Here is a 19,233-nt window from a genome sequence, read left to right as displayed (position 1 = left end):
TAAGTAATTGAACACCGGCTAAATACGCGCTTCAAGGAGTCGCTCCAAGAGGGAGCACCTGCTGCTGATTCAGTGGCAGGAAAGTAAACACAATTTGTTGGCGAGTCACCTGATCAACGCGCCAAGTGCCAAGTAAAGTCTCGCCTTTTTGTACACGCCCAAGTGCATTGCAGCTTTGGCAAACCACTATCTGCTGGCCATTAGCCTCTAGCACCACATAATCGGTGCTGCCTTCATGCCAAGTAGAAACCACTTGAAAGGGCAAAGGCGGCGCGATGGGGGGAGGCGTCGGTGTGGGCTTAGGCGTTGGTGTGGGTTTAGGTGGCGGCGGTGGTGGCGGCTGCCAAGTTTGCACTGGGAATAAATTCACCGCCACGCTACTGGCGGATGACGCCACCGCCTTTGCTACGGCGGATGCCTGAGCCGCACTGGCGGTTGCAGTACGCTGCTGGCGGCGCTCGTGGCTTTCTTCTGGCTGGCTATCTTGCCATGCCACGTAAATAGTCAGCAGGGCGGTGATGGCAACAATAATTTGTAAAGGGCGCGAAATCATTAGCAGCGTCCTTCTTGCCGCTGTAGGCAGGGCAAGTTGCCCACGTGGTGTATGGGTTCAGGCCATTGCGGTGCATCTGCGTGAGCAAGGTAAACCGCTTTGCCCACTTTACAGATTGCAGCGAAGAGCGATGTTTTTTGCCCAAGCGGTATTATGGCTGGCGAGTGCAATATCATTGCTGCACCTCGCTTAGATAAGACATTTGCACTTGCAGGCTGAGCATGGCTTCGCCAATTTGCTGACGGGTGAGGCTGAGGTTTTCTATTTTTACCCCTGGCATTTTCTCCAGCTCGGCAATAAATTGCTGTACGTCTGGGTAAGCCCCATTGGCAGGAAACTGCAGGCTGTAGCGCAGCAGCTCGCCATTGATTTCAGGCGTGGCTTTGTAATCGCTTTGCTGCAGCACAATATGTTTTTGCTCCGCCAGCGCATTAAGCTTGAGTAAAAACGCGGTAAATTCGCTGGATTTGGGGAGCCGCGTAGCTACGCTGCTGGCTTGGGACGCGTTTGATGCCATTGCACTGGCTATTTTCAGCTTACGCGCTGCCTCGCTCAGCGTGCTTTCGCGCAGGGTTAAGTCTTTTTGCAGCGGCTTAAGCTTTTGCAGGTATAAAGCAGTGGCAAAGAGCATTAAAACCAGCCCTGCTATCGCCAGAATCCCCGCGTATTGCCGCCACTGGCGCAGATACCAGTGGCCATGTTGTAAGAGTCGCTGCATATTCACTGACGCGGCTCCCATGTGATATCTAGATTAACCTGTACCGGACGAAACGGATCGCTGACCCGCATATTGTGTCTGGATAAAGAAACAGCCTTCACTCCCTTGGTACTACCCAAGCTGTCTACCAGTGCTAAAGCATCGGCCAGTGTTTTGGCTTCCAAATCCAGCTTAACTAGATGCTCCGCACTGGCCAGCTCAATTCGGGTGTAAGCCACGTTCGGCAGCCACGTTTGCTCCAGCACCACTAATACGGGGCCAATAGCTTGCTGCTGCGCTTGTTGCGCGGCCTGCACTTTGGCATTGGTTGGGGCTTCTTTTTGCTCCTTATTGCGGGCTTCGTCGATACGGCGGCGATTCCAGCTGATTTCATCTTCTTGGCTATCTAGCTGCTGACGCATTTGTTCAGCAATATCCAGCCGAGTCATCACCCATAGCAGAGTAATCACTGCGGCCACCACAATCACCAGACCCAACCAAGGTGTTGAGCTGGGGCGCTTATGAAAATCAAGTTGTACGGGCTTCATGTGGCAGCCCCTTTGGTAGATCGTTGATGCACCGCATCAAGGTCAGCCGCCGCTACAATCGAGAGTGAGCTTGGGCGTGTATACAAATAGAGTTGTACGGGTTTCATGTGGCAACCCCTTCGGTAAATAAGGGGTGGACTGCGCCAAGGTAGGCCACCTCACAGCCCGGCAGGCCGAGTTTAGCCAGCGAATGCGCTGATGAGCTGATGTAGATTTGTTTGGGGAGCGACACTTGTGCCAGCATGGCCGCTTGGCGCAGCAGCGCCGCCATGCCACCATTGTGCAGCGCATCACTGCCCTGATTGATCGGCAGGTTGATGACACCTTGCCATGCCTTATCTTGCCAAAAAGCGCAGCACAGGCTGTCGTTTTCTGTCACCACTAAGGCAAATTCAGCAGCAAGAAGCTGACGGCGATATTGCGCAATCACGCTGCTTAATAAGGGCTGCACGCTTTGTAGGCGGGTTTTATTGCTTTTGGCTAGCTCAAGCACGATCTGGTAAATAGATTCATCCATAGCACAGGCAAGGCGGCGCTGGCCAAAGCCTGCGGGGTTGATGCACACCCGCCAGCCATCGGCATTGCTGCCAAATTGTTGTGCAAGAATAAGCCGAGCGTAAGCCTGCCAGTCGTTAGGCTGATACAAGCCATCCTGCCAAGGCAGCACGCCATAGCGCACCCAATCTCCGCTGAGCAGCACATTGAGCGTGCTAACGCTGCTTGCGGGGCGGGCAGCCAGCAACTGCTGCAAACTCAGTGCAGCAGACTGACTATCAATCGCTTGTGACAGCCATTGCTTGTCGGCTTTTTGTAAGCGGGGTTGGCTGGCCAGAGTTAGCTTATTCCCCGCCAGCCAAACGCTATGCTCAATCCATAAAGGGGACACGATTTACTTCCATTCGCCAGCGTCATTATTAAAAAAATACGTCGTCCACGAAAAACACATCAAACACCAACAGATTAATAAGTGCTACACCATAAGTTATCGTGTATCACGACCATCAGCAGCGTCATTCCCGCGTAGGCGGGAATCTAGCTACGCTGATGGATCCCCGACAAAAACACTCGGGGATGACGCTTTTTTAGCCTGTTTCAAATACAAGAAAATTTAGCTTGAAGTACTTAGTGAGTAGCCTACCGCTTCATTTGCATCCCGATTGATGAGCATATCCATCACTTAAAAAACCATAACAAGGCAGCGAGGCTAGCTTAAGCCTGTGCATCTTTCTGTTCTTTTCGTGGACCCAATTTTTTTGTACGTGACATGAGTGATTAACCCTTAATCCACAAACGTCACGCGGTTAATTTCTTGCAAAGTGGTTTCGCCGCTGGCCACCACGCTCATTGCTTGCCGGCGCATGGATAAAAACCCAAAGCGGGCTGCCAGTTGTTTGAGCTCTACTGCCGGTGCGCGGCTGGCGATAGCTTGTTTTAATTCGTCGTTCAGCCTTAAAACTTCGGCAATCGCCTTACGTCCTTGGTAGCCGGTATTGCGGCAGGCCTTACAACCCACCCCTTTACGAAATGTCCATGTGCTGACCATTTCCCTGCTTAATCCTGAAGCGGCTAATAGCTCATCATCGGGCGTATCGTCCACTATGCAGTGCAGGCATACTTTTCGAATCAAGCGTTGTGCCACTACGCCAATTAACGCGTCCACAAAGCTATTGGGCTCTACGCCCATATGGATAAAGCGGTCGAGCACCGAAAACACATTGTTGGCGTGCACCGAGGTCAGCACCAAGTGGCCGGTGAGCGCGGCCTGCACCGCGATATTGGCGGTTTCGCCGTCGCGAATCTCACCCACCAAGATCTTATCTGGGTCATGCCGCAGTACCGAGCGCAGGCCACGGGCAAAGCTCAGGCCTTTTTTATCATTCACGGGAATTTGTAAAACACCTGGTAGCTGATACTCCACCGGGTCTTCAATGGTGATGATTTTTTCTTCACCGGTATTTATTTCAGAAAGTGTGGCGTAAAGCGTGGTCGATTTACCTGAACCAGTAGGCCCAGTGACCAGCAGCAGGCCGTAAGGCTCACGCGCTAGGCTGCGGATTCGCCCCATGGTGCCCTCGTCAAAGCCCAGCACGTCCAGCCTTAGCTGCTTAAATGCATCGCCGCTTTGTTGCTTATCTAGTACCCGCAGCACCGCATCTTCGCCATAAATAGACGGCATGATGGACACGCGAAAATCGACTTCGCGGCCATTAATCCGCGCCTTAAAACGGCCATCTTGTGGCACGCGCCGCTCAGAAATATCCAGATCGGCCAGCACTTTAATCCGTGAGATCACCTGCTCGGCGTTTTCTAGGCCATTGGCCCCGCCAATATGCAGCAACACGCCGTCGATACGATATTTAATCGTCAGCCCGTTGGGGGTGCTTTCCATATGAATATCAGAAGCTTTGGCTTTGAGCGCGTCGTAAAGCGTGGAGTTAACCAGCTTAACCACGGGTTTTTTATCGCTGACTAAGCTTGCCAGAGAGATTTCAACAACCCCATTTTGGCTGACTTCACTTTGCTCGCCTGCCCCAAGCTGATCCATGGCGCGGTGCGAGGTTTCAAACTGTTCTAAGTAAGTACGCAGCGCCTGATGATGGGCAAATGCCGTTTGATAGCTGACAGAGATTCTTTGGCGCAGTGCATTGCGCAATGCCATATCAAACGGATCACCCAGCACCAGCCACAGGCCATCGTTACCTTCTAATAGCAAGCTCTGCTTGGCCACCGCATCGCCGTAAGGCAGTAAGTCGTAACGCGGGCTGAGCGTACTCATGGCGTCATCACTTAAAAAAGGCAGGCCCAGAAAGTGGCTGAGCTGATCACCGTAATCTGCATCGCTTAGATCAAGTAGCTGCTGTAAGTGGGCACCTAGGCTGCTTTGGCTGGCATCGCTGCGCAGAGTTTGGATCAGCTCTAGGCTGAGTTTAGGTAAAGAGGCGGTGTTTTCTGCTGCAAAAGCAGGCGTGTATTGGGCATCGGTCATTGCATATTTCCAGCCAGCTCAAAAATCGGCATATACAGCAGAAACACGATTCCGCCGATCAGTACCCCAATAATTAGCATCAGAATTGGTTCAAAAAGCCGAGTAAACATATCGATGGCGCGTTCTAGTTCTTCATCACAAAACTGCGCGCTACGCTCGCACATGGTGGCTAATTCTCCGCTTTGCTCACCCACCCGTAGTAAGCGCTCTGATACGGGGGTAGTCAGCTGATAGCGGGGTAGGGCTTGGGAAAGTGCTTGACCAGATTTCACATCGACTAGGGCTTGCTGTAAGCCTAATTGCATTTTTAGCGGCAATAATTGCGCTGCCAGCTCCATGGCGTGTACCACCGAAATCCCACCGGCCAGCAACAGGCCCACGGTGCGGTAAAAGCGGGTCAGCGAAAATAAACGTCGGTACTGCTCTAAACGTGGCAAGCGCCAAAAGGCTTCTCGTAGCGCACTTTTTGCCGCATCAGTACGTAGTAAAAACACCGCCAGCAGTACACTTAACACCATGCTGGCAAACATCATTAAGCCGTGCTGGTGCACCAGATCGCCCCACCACAGCATTAATTGTGCGGCAAAGGGCAAGTTTTTCATGGAGGCGTAGATCTGGCTGAATTTTGGAATCACATAAAACAGCAAAAACAGCATAATGCCGCCGCCAATACCAATCACCACCAAGGGGTAAATCACCGCCGCAATCACTTTCTTTTTAACCGCGGCGAGCCGAGATTCGTAATGATGATAGCGGCCCAGCGCATCGGCTAGGTGGCCGGTTTTTTCGGCTGAGCTAACGGTCGCAATATATAAAGGCGGAAAATGCTGGCTCATTTGCGCCAAAACTTTAGATAATGGTAAGCCTTGGTAAAGGCCTTCTATCATGCGGCTTAATACATCGCCATTGGTGTCTTGCGCGCTTTTTTCTTTGAGGGTTTCAACCGCTTCTACCAGAGTTAGGCCCGCTTGCAAGAGTGCAATGAGCTCTTGGGTAAATAGCGATAGGCCGAATTTTTTGCGTGACATAGCAAACTGCTTGAGTGGCTTTGCAGACAATAACTGCCGGCCTTCTGCCGTCAGCTTGTCTTTGAGCTCGCTTTCATTAGCAGCATCCATCTCAAGCTGTAATAGCTTGCCTGCCTGCAAGGCTTTAACGGTGTAGCGCATGGGGGCTTTTTGTCATGTAGGGCGGGTGAAACCCGCCGTTTTAAGCGGATGGGTAGCTAGTTTTTTTTGACAGCTTAATAACTGACATCCGTATCTTCACCCGTACCACCGGCCTTGCCATCTGCGCCATAGCTCAGTAAGTCATAGTCACGGCCATTTTCACCTGGTTTGCTGTAAACGTAAGGCCTGTCCCAAGGATCTGCCGGTACGTCTTTCATCAGATATGGGCCTTGCCATTTTGCTTCGTCAGCCGGTTTTTTGGTCAGTACATTGAGCCCCTGCTCAGTGCTAGGGTAGTGGCCGGTATCAAGGCGGTAATGATCCAGCGCATCAGCGATCGATTTCATCTGGCTTGCCGCAGTCTTGGTCTTAGCTTTGCCCACTTCGCCAAACAGCTTGGGGCCAACGTAACCTGCAAGTAGGGCAATAATCAGCAAAACAACCAGTAATTCCAGCAGCGTGAAACCGCTGGAGAGGCGATGATTTTTCATTTTTTGGTCTCTTCCCGTGAAGGCTAGCAGGAGCTGCCTTTCATCTTCTGTTCCCGCATCCTAATACGCGGCTTCTTACTGGATCAAGCCTTTTTCGCGGCTTTTGCATAGATGGAAAAATACCTAGCTTAGGATGGGGGGCTTGAATGAGGGAAGCTAGGGTAAAAATGACTAAAGAGGAAGTAGGAATGGCGGCATTTAGCGGGATTTTATACATTTAACGCGGCGCTAAAATAGCCACCTTGGCAAGCAGGATTGCAAAGGTGGCTGAAAACTAATCAGAATAATTTTCCATATCGATCAATTTGCGTTAGATACAAGCGTAAATCAAATTCCAACTGATGATATTGCGGCTCCATATGCTCGCATAATTTATAAAACGCTTTGTCGTGTTCTTTTTCTTTTAAATGGGCTAGCTCGTGTACGACGATCATTTTTAAAAAATCGATGGGCACTTCTTTAAACATGGAAGCAATGCGGATTTCATGTTTGGTTTTGAGCTTGCTGCCTTGCACGCGGGATATGGTGGTGTGCAGGCCCAGTGCATGGTTAATCACGTGTATTTTGCTATCAAAAGCGATTTTGCTGATGGGATCGGTTTTGCGTAGATAATCGTTTTTGATATCTAGTACGTAGTCATATAAAGCTTTGTCGGTTTTAATATCGTGCGCGGCTGGGTATTTTTTTAAAATCACTTCGGCGAGCTGATTACTATCTAATAGTTGCTGTACCTTGGCTTGAATGGCGGCGGGGTAGGCGGCTAAGTATTTGAGTGCATTCATTTAATTTTTTTCAGAAACTGTGCTGATATCAATACGATGGCCATCTATTTCTAATTTTAATAGCCAATCTTGTCGTTTATTGGTGCAAATAGGCAGGGCTGTTTGAGCGTGCCAATCTTGTTGATTGTTGGATAGTAAACGATAGCGATTGGGGCCCATTTCCATGCCTTGCATTTGCCAGCTGGCATGGATTTGTTTGGCTTTGCCCTCTATTTGTAATTGCACGGGTTTATTGGCATTAAGCGGCTCTCGGCTTTTAATTTTGTAACTTTGTTCTTCAAAATTAAAGATGCAACCCTCGCTAAATACTGGGCAATTAAGCCGTGCTTCTGGCTCATTATCTGGGGTAAACCAGCCAAATTTATTGCCAAGCACCGCCAAAATTAAGGCCAACACCATCAGATGGCCGATGATGGTTTTAATCATCCAAGCTTTCATACCCACGCCGCACGCATGATGGCTACGCCGTGTGCACCGTGTTCTTGCGCTAAGGCGATATCGTTTTTGCTCATTCCCCCCAAGGCGTACACCGGCAAGGGCCAGCCTTGTGCCAGCAGTGCTTTAAAATCAGCCCAGCCTAATGCGCTTTGATCGGGATGAGAGGGCGTGTCGCACACATGGCCGAGTAGGGCGTAATCAAGGCCGAGCTGGCTGGCGGCGGTAAGCTCTGCTGCATTGTGGGTGGAAGCGCCTACCCAATCTAAGAGCGGGCGTTGCTGGAGTGCCAGCAGGCTGCGGGCGGGCAGATGCACGCCGTCGGCATTGAGCTGGGTGGCTAAATCAATAGCATCGTGCAGCAAAACGCGGGTGTGTTGGCCGCGTGCAATAGCCAGTACTCGTTCGGCTAGGCCGCGATATTGGTCTTGATTAAGCTGAGGCTCGCGCAAAATAAGCCAGCTGGGTTTGCTTTGCTCAAGGCGAGCTAAAAAGGCTGCTTCGCCGAGTTCAGCCACATTGGATAGTGTCATCACCTTGGGTAGGGCTAGGCCGCGCAAGATAGGGCCGTTGGCGGGCAAGATGGGTGAAACATTCAGCTTACCTGGCTGTTGCCAAGCGAACTCTTGCCCTTCATGGGCGGTAATTTCGCCTTGCCATGCCGTTACTCTAAAAAACGATAGCCGCACACTGGCGTGCGGGTAATCAAAGGTTTGCACGATCCATGGCGTGGCCGCGGTCACTTCAATGCCCATCTCTTCGACTAATTCGCGTTTTAATGCCGTGATCTCGCTCTCGCCACTTTCTAGCTTGCCACCTGGGAACTCCCAATAGCCCGCGTAGGGCTTACCTATGGGGCGGCTGCCAAGTAAAAAAGAGCCGTCGGCGCGCAGTAAAATACCGGCTGCAACATGAGTGATTTTGCGCATAAATCTTTGAATTCACAGAAGAGGCGGGCATTTTACCGTATTTGCAAGCGGGCGGCGTGCTACGTGAATACTAGGGCTTGAGGCCACGCCTGCCTGATACGCCTAATCTTGATGCAAATTAGAATTTTATTATTTAGCAATTTTTGGCATAAAAACACGTATATCATATCGGCGCTTTATCTGATCAATTGCAATATCGGGAAGAATCTGGCTAAGAATACTTCTAATCTGGCAGGGCTTCTCCGTGTAAAGGGTTTTAATAATGACGCCAGAACAAGCCAATAAAACGATCAATGATTTGCTGCGTATGATGCTGCAGCATAAGGCGTCTGATTTATTTATTGCCGATGATTTTCCGCCTGCAATGAAAATTAATGGCAAGCTCACACCAGTGGGTAATCAAAAGCTCAATGGAGTGATTAGCAAGGCATTGGCGTATTCGGTGATGCGGGCTGATCAGCAGCAAGAATTTGAGCGTGAATATGAATGCAATTTTGCGATTAACCCAGAAGGCATCGGCCGCTTTCGGGTTAATGTGTTTATGCAGCAAGAAAAAGTTGGCATGGTGCTGCGGGTTATTACCAGCAAGATTCCTGATTTTGATGAGTTAAAACTTCCGCCTATTTTAAAAGATGTGGTGCTGGCCAAGCGTGGCCTAGTGTTATTAGTGGGCGGAACAGGATCGGGTAAATCAACTACCATGGCGGCCATGATTGATTACCGTAATCAAAATACCCACGGCCATATCATCACTATTGAAGACCCAATCGAATACGTACATAAAAGTAAAAATTGTTTGGTGACGCATCGCGAAGTAGGGCGCGATACCAAGCATTGGTTTGCTGCGCTTAAAAATACCTTAAGGCAAGCGCCTGATGTGATTTTAATTGGTGAAATTCGTGATCGCGACACGATGGAATACGCTTTGTCTTTTGCTGAGACGGGGCATTTATGCATGGGCACTTTGCATGCCAATAGTGCGAATCAGGCATTGGAGCGTATTGTTAATTTCTTTCCCGAAGAGCGCCATCCGCAAATTTATATGGATTTATCCTTGAATATGCGCGGGATGGTTTCTCAGCGCTTAATTCCTACTCATGACGGAAAAGGGCGTGTGGCTGCGATTGAAGTTTTGCTTAATTCACCGCTGGTTGCTGATATGATTTTTAAAGGGGATGTGGGCGGGGTTAAAACCGCCATGCTCAAATCAGAAGAGCTAGGGATGCAAACCTTTGATTCTGCGCTCTTTCATTTATACGAAGATGGGCGAATTAGCTTAGAAGAAGCGCTTAAAAATGCTGATTCAATTAATGAATTGCGTTTGCGGGTTAAATTAAAAAGCAAAGACAGTAAAAGCGTGGGCCATGATGAATTAGGCCATTTAAGCTTGGTGGCCGAAGCCGAGCCAGAGGAAGACGAAGCAGCATAGCTATCTAGGTGTGGATTGAAATCCTATAAGGGCACGGCATGCCGTGCCCTTCTTACTTTACAAGCCCAGCTTTCCCTGCAAGCCTAAGTCTTTATTTACCCTGACCTCCACAGCGCTATCGGCAAATTGCAGAGATAGTGCCTCGCCGTGTTGAAGATTTGCGCCAAGCCGAACCAGCTGCCCATCTGGCCGGCTGACTAGGGCATAGCCACGTGCTAAGACGGCTTGCGGGTTCCATGGCTCTAAGCGGGCGGCGAGCATAGATAAACTTTGCCGCCGCTGTAAAAGCGTACGTGGTAGTGCGCTGGCTAGCCTTTGTTTTAGTGAGGCAAGCCTATCTTGCTGGTGCATTGTGCTGGGCTTGAGGTGGTTTAAGCGCAGCGCCGATTGCGTCAGGCGATAATAATTTTTTTCTAGCGCACGCTTAGGGGCTAAATGCAGGCGGCGGCTTAGCTCCAAAATATAAGCTTGCTGCTGGGCTAAACGGGTTCCGGGGTGTTGTAAACGCCTTGCAATGGCGTCTAAGCCCTGCATTTTGCTTTGTAGCTGCCGCTCTACGGCGCGGTGCATGCGGCTACGCTGGCGATCAAGGCGAGCTAGCCATTCATCGCGATTGGGGCTAACTAGCTCTGCCGCTGCTGTGGGGGTTGCTGCCCGCACATCGGCAACAAAATCGGCAATGCTAAAGTCGGTTTCATGGCCAACGCCACTGACCAGTGGAATGGTGCAGGCGGCAATGGCCCGTGCTACTACTTCTTCATTAAACGACCATAAATCTTCTAGGCTACCGCCACCTCGGCACACAATCAGTACATCTACTTCTTGGCGCTGATTGGCTTTTTGGATGGCACTGGCAATCTGTGCTGCGGCATCGATACCCTGCACCGGAGTGGGATAAAGAATGATAGGCAAGCTGGGCATGCGGCGTTGCAAGGCGGCAATGACATCTGCGAGTGCGGCAGCGGCGGGGGAGGTGACGATGCCGATAGCGCGTGGAAAAACAGGTAGGGGTTTTTTACGCTCTGGTGCAAATAAACCCTCTAATTCTAATTTTTGTTTGAGTCTTTCATAGGCGGCAAATAAGGCGCCTAAACCTGCGGGGCGTAGGGCCTCGATGGTGAGTTGAAAATCACCGCGTGCTTCATACAAAGAAACCAGTGCGCGTGCTTCAACTTGCATTCCTTCACGAGGCTGAAAATCAATTAATGCAGCCCGATTGCGAAACATCACGCATCTTACTTGGGCCTTTGCATCTTTTAAGCTGAAGTAACAGTGGCCTGAATCGTAACGTTTAAAGTTTGAAATTTCACCGGCCACCCACAACAAAGGAAAACTACTTTCTAGCAGCGATTTGGCGCGGCTGTTGAGTTCCGCCACGGTTAAAATGACGCCGTTTGTACTTGACAAATTCATGACAATCTCGATTTGGCTCTGTTTAATCCACAAAATGGCGCAAACTAACGATTTGCGTATGACTATGAGTGTTGTAGTAGAGAATTAAGCTTTAACTTGTTGATTTATATGTGTATTAATAAATCATTATGTAGAATGTGTAGTCGCACATTTTATTGGCTACACGCTATTTAATGCTTTTTTTATATATTGTGCACAAAGTTATCCACAGCGCTATTGACAATAAAAAAAGCATGGCAGATCACAGACTTAGCCATGCTTTATTTCAAATGGGCTCAGAATAAAGCTGCTGGATAAGCTGGATTTCTGCATATTTTGTGATTTTAAAACCAGCTAAAATAAGCATTTTATCGCTCTAAACATAGAGCGGCGTTTTAGGCGGAGCACACTTTGGTGTTTTTGTTAGTGCACAGTGCTTCCCCCCGCCCCTTAATCCCGTTAAAGTTACGCGCTTCTAATCGTGCCTCAGGATTAAACACATGCTTGCTATTATTGAAGCGGCCGGTTGGCCGATTTGGCTAATTATCGCCGCTTCTGTTGCCACTGTAACCATCATCATTGAACGTTTTCTATCTTTACGCCGTAGCCAAATTTTGCCTGAGGGTTTGTTGGCTCGCGCAGTACAAGATTATCGCGGTCAGGGCGTGAATGCCGAAATGCTGGGTAAATTATCTGCTAGCAGCCCATTGGGCCGTGTTTTAGCGGCTGGCCTTAAGAATGTTCGCAGCTCTCGCGAAATTATGAAAGAGTCTATTGAAGAAGCGGGCAGTGTGATTGCTCACGATCTAGAGCGCTACCTGCCAATGCTGGGTACGCTGGCTGCAGTCACGCCACTATTAGGCTTGTTTGGTACCGTGATCGGGATGATCGAAATTTTTGGCTCGCAATCACCCACCGGTGCTGCTAACCCTGCCGCGCTAGCGCATGGGATTTCTGTGGCGTTATACAACACCGCATTCGGGATTATGGTGGCTGTGCCTGCGCTGATGTTCTATCGTTTTTTCCGCGGCAAGGTGGATGGCTTTCTGGTGGAAATGGAGCAGCAGGCCGTTAAGTTGGTGGAAGTTGTTCACGGCGAACGGAATTAATTATGAATTTTCGTAAAGGGCGTAATCGTGAAGAGCCAGAAATTAACTTTGTACCGTTGATTGACGTGCTCTTGGTGATTTTGATTTTTCTGATGGCAACCACAACTTATTCCAAGTTTGCGGAGCTAAAAATCACCTTGCCTACGGCAGATGCAGAAAAATCACCGGATAAACAGCCGCAGTCTATCAATGTGGCGATTTCAGCCAATGGCCAATACAGCGTCAATGGCAATGCGGCCACCTTTAGTACGGCCGATGATTTTGCCCTGCTATTACGCCGTGCTGCGGGGGCTACAGCAGACCCGATGATTATCATTAATGCTGATGCACAAAGCGCTCACCAAACCGTTGTTAACGTGATGGAAGCCGCACGCATTGCGGGCTATGGCAAGTTGACCTTTGCTACGCAGACGAATGCAAAGTAAGTGGTTTATTGCAATTCAAGTGAGGCGGGCCGATGCTGCTTGATCGTATCTGGTACACGCCTCACCATCCCCTCTCCTACCTATTGCGCCCGCTCTCAATTTTGTTTGCGGGGCTAGGGGTTGGGCGTCGCGCTTTGTTTGCCTTGGGGTTAAAGCAAAGCGTGCGCTTGCCAGTGCCAGTGATTGTGGTTGGCAATATTACGGTAGGTGGCACCGGTAAAACACCACTGACTATTTATCTAGCCCAGAGCTTGCTGGCTCAGGGGTTTTCTCCTGGCATTATTTCGCGTGGCTATGGTGGCAAGACGCTTGTCCCGCTTGCTGTGACTGAAGATAGCGATCCCGCTCAAAGCGGCGATGAGCCTATTTTATTAGTCAAAGCCACTGCTGTGCCGGTTTATGTTTTTGCTGATCGTGCTGCCGCAGGCGCGGCACTTTTGGCTGCACATCCAGAGGTGAATGTTTTGCTCTGTGATGATGGCTTGCAGCATTACCGCTTGCAGCGCGATTTAGAGCTTTGTGTAGTTGATGGTGCACGCGGCTTTGGTAATGGGGTATTGCTTCCTGCGGGGCCTTTGCGGGAGCCTGTAGCACGGCTAAAAACGGTGGACGCGGTGGTGGTAAATGGGGTTGAGCGCTTATTACTGGAGAGTGAATGCTTTCAGATGTCTTTACTGCCTGCAGATTTTTATTCTTTAAGCGGCGCTACGCAGCAATCCTGGCAGGGTAAACGTCTTGCTGCCGTATGTGGAATCGGCAATCCGCAGCGCTTTTTTAATACTTTAACAGCGCTCGGCTTAGAATTTACCGAGCACGCTTTTGCCGATCATCATCAATTTAGCCCCCAAGACTTACCTGATGCCGACATTATTCTGGTTACAGAAAAAGATGCAGTGAAGCTAGCAGGCCTCTCTGATGTTAGAATCTGGGTTTTGCCGGTAAGCGCAAGCTTAACGCCCGACTTGGCTAGCTGGCTAGGTCACAAAATGAGTTTGCTCAGTACGCGGTAATTGCAAATTTCATAGCCTTTCCTGATTATGTCTCTTGCCCAATGGACTCTGTGTAGATGGATTTATTGAGTGCTTGGTTTTGGAGTTTGTAGGGCGGGTGAAACCCGCGAGCAATGCTGAATAAGCCCGCGGGTTTCACCCGTCCTACGATATTTATAATGAGATTGGGCAAGAGGCATAGTCAGGTAGCCTTTTACCTGGCGGATGCTGGCCCTAGCGCAAGCATTTCAATCATGATCACGGTAAGGTTTGTGCGCTATCACTAAGCGAGTTAAATCTCGCCATCAAATAGCTCACTTCATCGATAAATAGCGAGAGAATGCCAAATGGATGCAAAGTTATTAGAAATTTTAGTCTGCCCAGTCTGCAAAGGCCCGCTGACTTATGAAAAAAGCCAACAAGAATTGATTTGCAAAGCCGATCGCTTAGCCTATGCGATTAAAGACGGCATCCCTGTGATGTTGCAAGTTGAAGCGCGTGAGCTTGCTGCTACGGAAGAAGTGCGGTGAGTTTTGTTGCACTGATCCCTGCACGGCTCAAATCCACCCGCCTACCCAATAAGCCGCTGGCCGATATTGGTGGTAAGCCGATGGTGGTAAGGGTGATTGAGCAGGTGCTTAAATCCTCGGCAAGCTTAGTGTGCGTAGCTACAGATGATGAGCAAATTAAAGCTGCGGTTGAGGCTGCCGGTTATCGCGCCATTTTAACGCGGGATGATCACCCAAGTGGCACGGATCGCCTCGCTGAAATGGTGGACTTGCTGGGTTTAAGCGATGATGCCGTAGTGGTAAATGTGCAGGGCGATGAGCCATTGATTGATCCAAGCTTGATTGATGCGGTGGCGGCAAAGCTGATTGAAGACGCTAGCCTTGCGATGTCCACCGCTTGCCACAGCATTGATAATGCGGCTGATTTTGCTAACCCAAATGTCGTCAAAGTGGTTTTAGATGCCAAACAGCGCGCCATGTATTTTAGCCGTGCACCTATTCCATGGCCACGTGATGCCTTTATGCGTGATCGCTCGGTACTGCCCCCAGAATTGATGCCCTTGCGGCATATTGGTATCTACGGCTATCGCGCTGGATTCCTACGCACTTACCGAGAACTGTCGCCATCCTACATCGAATCGATTGAAGCGCTGGAACAACTGCGCGTGCTGTGGCATGGTTACGCTATTGGTGTGCATATTACCGCCCATGCACCAGTGGCCGGAGTCGATACGCCAGAAGATTTAGCGCGAGTGCGAACCGTATTTAGTCAATTATCATAATTTAAAATATATTAACCACTAGGGAAAAACAATGAGACTTATTCTTTTGGGTGCACCAGGCGCCGGTAAGGGCACGCAAGCGACTTACATCAAAGAAAAATATAATATCCCGCAAATTTCCACTGGCGATATGTTGCGCGCTGCAGTTAAAGCAGGCACTCCGCTTGGTTTAGAAGCTAAATCAATTATGGATGCGGGCGGCTTGGTTCGTGATGACATCATTATTGGCTTAGTTAAAGAGCGCATTACGGATGCAGATTGCGCCAATGGCTTTTTGTTTGATGGCTTTCCACGCACAGTGCCACAAGCAGACGCCATGAAAGAAGCCGGTGTGGTGATTGATTACGTGGTAGAAATTGATGTGCCTGATGAAGCTATCGTTGATCGCATGGCTGGCCGCCGTGTTCACGTTGCCTCTGGTCGTACTTACCATGTTAAATTTAATCCGCCTAAGACTGAAGGCGTGGACGATGTAACGGGTGAAGAGCTAATTCAGCGTGCCGATGACGAAGAAGAAACCGTTAAAAAGCGCTTGGCTGTTTATCATGAGCAAACAGAAGTATTGGTTGGCTACTACGGTGAAATGGCCGCCAGCGGCGATGCTACTGCGCCTAAATACGTAAAAGTAAATGGCGTAGGCCAAGTTGAAGTGATTCGTGATCAGCTCTTTGTCGCTTTGGGCTAGTAATCTCAATTGCGTTTAAGTTGTGAAAAAAGCCGCATCTAGCGGCTTTTTTTTTGCTAAAAAATGGCTTATACGCCCAGTTCTTCAACCCATTTTAGTGCTTGAACGTGTGAGCGGTTTAGCATGTCAGGTGTGAGTTGTAGCTGCTCACACAAAAAGGGCACCTCAGACATGCTTGGGTCTTCACAAGCCTCTGCTAGCGCTAGGAAGGGGCCGTACATACCCGTACGAGTCATCAAGGCATCCGTGACATTCTCTGGCAAAATCAGTGTTTCTAAGATTTTATCCATTGGCATATCGAGTAATACGTCGAGTAGTGAGAATACGCCAACAATAAATAGATTGTCTCGATCTTGGCCATCCAGCAAATGCGAGCCGAGTAATTCAACTAAACGGCCACGAGTAATGGCTGTTTTAAGCAGGGCAGGGGGTGAGCCACTATCTGCACCGGCCGTAACTAAGAGCAGCGTGAGCCAGCGATACAGCTTTTGATAGCCTAAAATAGTCACTGCATGGCGGAACGATTGAATCTCACACGATAAGCCAAAGCCAACTGAATTAATGTAACGTAATAATTTAAAAGATAAAGCAACGTCGCGTTTAAGCGCATTTTCAATATCTTTTAATTCTGCATTATTACGCAACATATTTAAAAGATTGAGAATGTTGGCATAAGATGGATTGATGACTTTAGCCGCCAGTGTTTCTGGGTGGGCAAAGTAATAGCCTTGGAAACATTCAAAGCCTAAATCCATGCATTGCTTGAATTCATCTTTAGTTTCAACTTTTTCTGCAACTTGTAGGGCTTTAGAGCAGCGTAATTCTTTAGAGAGCGCTGGCACTTGTGCCATGCCTAATAGCTGAATATCAAGTTTAATATAATCAGCAAACTCTAAGAATGGTGCTGTTTGTGGGGTAAGCACAAAATCATCTAGTGCAATTGAGAAGCCTTGATCTTTTAGACTTTGCAAGCGCGCCAATAATTGTGGAGTAGCTTCGGTGGTTTCTACCACTTCTAAAATCACACGTTCTGGATGAAGTAATTCCAAGAAATTACTTTCTAACATCGATTCAGCAACGTTAATAAAGGCTAATTTATTACCCACTAGCCAATCTGTACCCATATTACTGAGTGTGTTTACTAGTACATTGGTGCCAGCTTGCATATCACTGGAGAAGTTTGCGGTAACTGCTTCTTTGTTGAGTCGAAATAACAGCTCATAGCCAATAATTTCTTGTTGGCGATTAAGGATAGGCTGGCGGCCGATAAATGCGTGGTCTTGCGTCATATTTTGGAAACACCCTGTACGCGACATCGAGGCGATATTCGCACCGGAAAATTGTAGCAGTTCTGTATGCAGCTAGGGTTATGAATTGTTCCTAGCTGCAAATGCATAAGTTACTCAGTTTTTTCAAGGAAGCGTGAGGTACGGATTGCAGAGTTGTCTGCATCTGCCGCACCCAGCAGGTCTTCCATATCTAAAACAAGCACGACGGAGCCATCACCCGATAGCGTTGCACCTGCAACACCTTTAGGGCGAATATTTTGTAGTGGTTTAATTACCACATCATCACGGCCAATAAAGCTATCTACGGCCAAGATAAAGGAATGCTCAGCAGATTGCATCAATACACCAAACTGCGGAAGTTGTACTTCTTCCCAGCCGAGTAGGCTGGCCAATGAGCGTACCGAGAGTATTTCGTCGCGAACCACAATCGTGGCGCGGCCAGATACTTCTTGGATTTGCTCATGCCGAATTGGGATGATTTCACGCACCATAGCCAGTGGCACTGCAAATGGCTGATCACAAACGCGCACAACCAGTACCGGTAGAATGGCCAAGGTGAGTGGCAGAGAAATGGTGAAGCGTGAGCCTTCGCCAACGACTGATTGAATATCAATACGGCCATTAAGGCGCTGGATATTGGTTTTAACCACATCCATACCCACACCACGGCCAGATACACTGGAAACTTGGTCTTTGGTTGAAAAACCAGGCATAAAGATGAGTTGCAAACTTTGTTTGTCGTCTAGGCTATTGGCCGTTTCGACATCAATCAAACCTTTTTCAACCGCTTTTTTACGGATCACATCGGGGCGCATCCCTCGGCCATCATCCGTAATCGCGATCAGAATATGGTCGCCAACTTGCGTGGCGGATAGCTCAACAATCGCTTTGGCTGGCTTGCCGCTGGTTTTACGGTCTTCCATGGTTTCGATACCATGATCAACCGCATTACGCACCAAGTGAACGAGTGGATCGTTCAAGTCTTCAAGCATGGTTTTATCTAGTTCGGTTTCTTCACCAGAAATGACTAGCTCAACGTCTTTACCAAGTTGGCGTGCTAAATCGCGTGCTAAACGGGGGTATTTTTGAAATAAGCGGCCAATAGGCTGCATACGTGTTTTCATAACCGCATTTTGCAAATCACCCACCAAGAGATCAAGTTGGCTAATAGCCTCATCCATCGCTTTTAAGGTGTTGCTATCCATCTTGCCCGCCATAATATCGGTGCGTAGCGTAGTTAGACGGTTTTTGGTTAGGCCAATTTCACCGGATAAGTTAAGCACTTGATCCAGCCGTACGGTATCAATACGGATCGTGGCTTCTTGCGGAGCCGCCGCAACCTGTTGCTGTTGTTGCTGCTGAGGAGCGGCAACCGCAGCTTTTACCGGTGCTGGCTTTAAGCTATTCATTGGATCAGTAACAACGTGTTCCATGGCTGCAGGTCCATGCTGTGTTTCATTATTAATAGGTGTAGCAACTGCGGCCATGACGGAACTAGGAGCGCTTTGTATGCCAAGTAAGGCATTATATAACGTATCCCAATCAGGGCCGTGAGTCGGTATGGCGGCTGCTGGAGTAGGGCTTGGCGCTGGTGCGGCAATATGGGCAACAACCGTTTCTAAGGGCCGCCCTTCGAGCACGGCATCCAGTGCTGCGATTAACTCTTCTGGCGCATTAGCAGGCAAAGCGCCTTTTGCTAGTGCACCAAACATGTCACGCACAATGCCAGTTGCGGCCATTATGGTATCCATGATCTCTGGAGTAAGAACTAGCTCTAAAGTACGCAGTTTATCAAATAGATTTTCTGTGCGATGACATAGGCGAACCATGGCATCAACATTAAGAAAGCCTGCCCCACCTTTAATGGTGTGAAAACCCCTGAAAATATCGTTCAGTAGATTTTTGTCGTTGGGCCTTTTTTCAAGTTCAACGAGTTTATTGTCTACTTCAGACAGGAGCTCAGACGCTTCTGTTAAAAAATCTTGCAGCAGGTCTTCCATGCCGCCAAAGTCAGTGCTCATCTTCGCTCCCCCA

The 19,233-nt window shown here is 49.0% G+C and carries 20 protein-coding genes; 7 read left to right on the top strand and 13 right to left on the bottom strand.

Annotated elements, in window-relative coordinates; translation table 11 throughout:
• Positions 1-31: 31 nt before the first annotated feature.
• The 10 genes from R6242_RS08060 to R6242_RS08015 all read right to left on the bottom strand — a co-directional run bounded on the left by R6242_RS08060 (position 32) and on the right by R6242_RS08015 (position 8,590).
• On the bottom strand, positions 32-553 hold the full coding sequence (locus R6242_RS08060) for a hypothetical protein (RefSeq protein WP_318425862.1): 522 nt from the start codon (positions 551-553) through the stop codon (positions 32-34).
• Between the two features lie 172 nt (positions 554-725).
• The gene (pilO, locus tag R6242_RS08055; protein WP_318425860.1) at positions 726-1,271 is read right to left on the bottom strand and encodes a type 4a pilus biogenesis protein PilO; all 546 of its coding nucleotides are present in this window, start codon (positions 1,269-1,271) and stop codon (positions 726-728) included.
• Positions 1,272-1,273: 2 nt separating this feature from the next.
• A complete protein-coding gene (locus R6242_RS08050; protein WP_318425858.1) occupies positions 1,274-1,798 on the bottom strand; it encodes a hypothetical protein in 525 nt (174 codons plus the stop codon).
• A 103-nt stretch (positions 1,799-1,901) separates the two neighbouring features.
• Entirely contained in the window at positions 1,902-2,684 is a 783-nt protein-coding gene (locus tag R6242_RS08045) for a hypothetical protein (protein ID WP_318425856.1), read from the bottom strand.
• Between the two features lie 393 nt (positions 2,685-3,077).
• Positions 3,078-4,784, bottom strand: a complete 1,707-nt coding sequence (locus R6242_RS08040; RefSeq protein ID WP_318425854.1) for a GspE/PulE family protein — start codon at positions 4,782-4,784, stop codon at positions 3,078-3,080.
• The gene (locus R6242_RS08035) at positions 4,781-5,953 is read right to left on the bottom strand and encodes a type II secretion system F family protein (protein WP_318425852.1); all 1,173 of its coding nucleotides are present in this window, start codon (positions 5,951-5,953) and stop codon (positions 4,781-4,783) included. Before R6242_RS08035 ends, R6242_RS08040 begins: the two co-directional genes overlap by 4 nt.
• A gap of 74 nt (positions 5,954-6,027) precedes the next feature.
• A complete protein-coding gene (gspG, locus tag R6242_RS08030; RefSeq protein ID WP_293937894.1) occupies positions 6,028-6,444 on the bottom strand; it encodes a type II secretion system major pseudopilin GspG in 417 nt (138 codons plus the stop codon).
• Positions 6,445-6,722: 278 nt separating this feature from the next.
• Entirely contained in the window at positions 6,723-7,226 is a 504-nt protein-coding gene (locus R6242_RS08025; protein WP_318425850.1) for a M48 family metallopeptidase, read from the bottom strand.
• Positions 7,227-7,664, bottom strand: coding sequence for a hypothetical protein (locus R6242_RS08020; protein WP_318425848.1), 438 nt, complete (start codon positions 7,662-7,664; stop codon positions 7,227-7,229).
• Positions 7,661-8,590: a Nudix family hydrolase gene (locus R6242_RS08015; RefSeq protein WP_318425846.1), complete on the bottom strand. Its 930-nt coding sequence runs from the start codon at positions 8,588-8,590 to the stop codon at positions 7,661-7,663. The genes R6242_RS08020 and R6242_RS08015 overlap by 4 nt, the downstream gene beginning before the upstream one ends.
• A gap of 262 nt (positions 8,591-8,852) precedes the next feature.
• On the opposite strand from R6242_RS08015, the gene R6242_RS08010 reads away from it, so the two are divergent.
• A complete protein-coding gene (locus R6242_RS08010) occupies positions 8,853-10,019 on the top strand; it encodes a PilT/PilU family type 4a pilus ATPase (RefSeq protein ID WP_293937886.1) in 1,167 nt (388 codons plus the stop codon).
• A 57-nt stretch (positions 10,020-10,076) separates the two neighbouring features.
• Here R6242_RS08010 and xseA read toward each other — a convergent pair whose 3' ends face one another.
• The gene (xseA, locus tag R6242_RS08005) at positions 10,077-11,432 is read right to left on the bottom strand and encodes an exodeoxyribonuclease VII large subunit (protein ID WP_318425843.1); all 1,356 of its coding nucleotides are present in this window, start codon (positions 11,430-11,432) and stop codon (positions 10,077-10,079) included.
• A gap of 479 nt (positions 11,433-11,911) precedes the next feature.
• Here xseA and R6242_RS08000 point away from each other — a divergent pair, with 479 nt between their 5' ends.
• From R6242_RS08000 to adk, 6 genes are all read left to right on the top strand, one after another.
• Complete coding sequence (locus R6242_RS08000) at positions 11,912-12,520, top strand: MotA/TolQ/ExbB proton channel family protein (RefSeq protein ID WP_293937882.1); 609 nt, start codon at positions 11,912-11,914, stop codon at positions 12,518-12,520.
• Positions 12,521-12,522: 2 nt separating this feature from the next.
• A complete protein-coding gene (locus tag R6242_RS07995) occupies positions 12,523-12,945 on the top strand; it encodes an ExbD/TolR family protein (protein WP_293937880.1) in 423 nt (140 codons plus the stop codon).
• 32 nt (positions 12,946-12,977) lie between these two features.
• A complete protein-coding gene (gene lpxK / locus R6242_RS07990) occupies positions 12,978-13,955 on the top strand; it encodes a tetraacyldisaccharide 4'-kinase (RefSeq protein WP_318425840.1) in 978 nt (325 codons plus the stop codon).
• Between the two features lie 326 nt (positions 13,956-14,281).
• The gene (locus R6242_RS07985; protein ID WP_318425837.1) at positions 14,282-14,464 is read left to right on the top strand and encodes a Trm112 family protein; all 183 of its coding nucleotides are present in this window, start codon (positions 14,282-14,284) and stop codon (positions 14,462-14,464) included.
• Complete coding sequence (gene kdsB / locus R6242_RS07980; RefSeq protein ID WP_318425835.1) at positions 14,461-15,225, top strand: 3-deoxy-manno-octulosonate cytidylyltransferase; 765 nt, start codon at positions 14,461-14,463, stop codon at positions 15,223-15,225. Before R6242_RS07985 ends, kdsB begins: the two co-directional genes overlap by 4 nt.
• 31 nt (positions 15,226-15,256) lie before the next feature.
• Positions 15,257-15,910, top strand: coding sequence for an adenylate kinase (gene adk, locus R6242_RS07975; RefSeq protein WP_318425833.1), 654 nt, complete (start codon positions 15,257-15,259; stop codon positions 15,908-15,910).
• Between the two features lie 68 nt (positions 15,911-15,978).
• Here adk and R6242_RS07970 read toward each other — a convergent pair whose 3' ends face one another.
• Both R6242_RS07970 and R6242_RS07965 read right to left on the bottom strand, forming a co-directional pair.
• The gene (locus R6242_RS07970) at positions 15,979-17,199 is read right to left on the bottom strand and encodes an EAL and HDOD domain-containing protein (RefSeq protein WP_293935236.1); all 1,221 of its coding nucleotides are present in this window, start codon (positions 17,197-17,199) and stop codon (positions 15,979-15,981) included.
• 110 nt (positions 17,200-17,309) lie between these two features.
• Entirely contained in the window at positions 17,310-19,220 is a 1,911-nt protein-coding gene (locus R6242_RS07965; RefSeq protein ID WP_318425831.1) for a chemotaxis protein CheA, read from the bottom strand.
• Positions 19,221-19,233 lie beyond the last annotated feature (13 nt).

This window comes from Iodobacter sp. CM08, from assembly GCF_033446605.1.
Classification (GTDB): Bacteria; Pseudomonadota; Gammaproteobacteria; order Burkholderiales; family Chitinibacteraceae; genus Iodobacter.
Note: the sequence above shows the minus strand (reverse complement) of the source record. Positions and strands in the feature narration are given on the sequence as shown.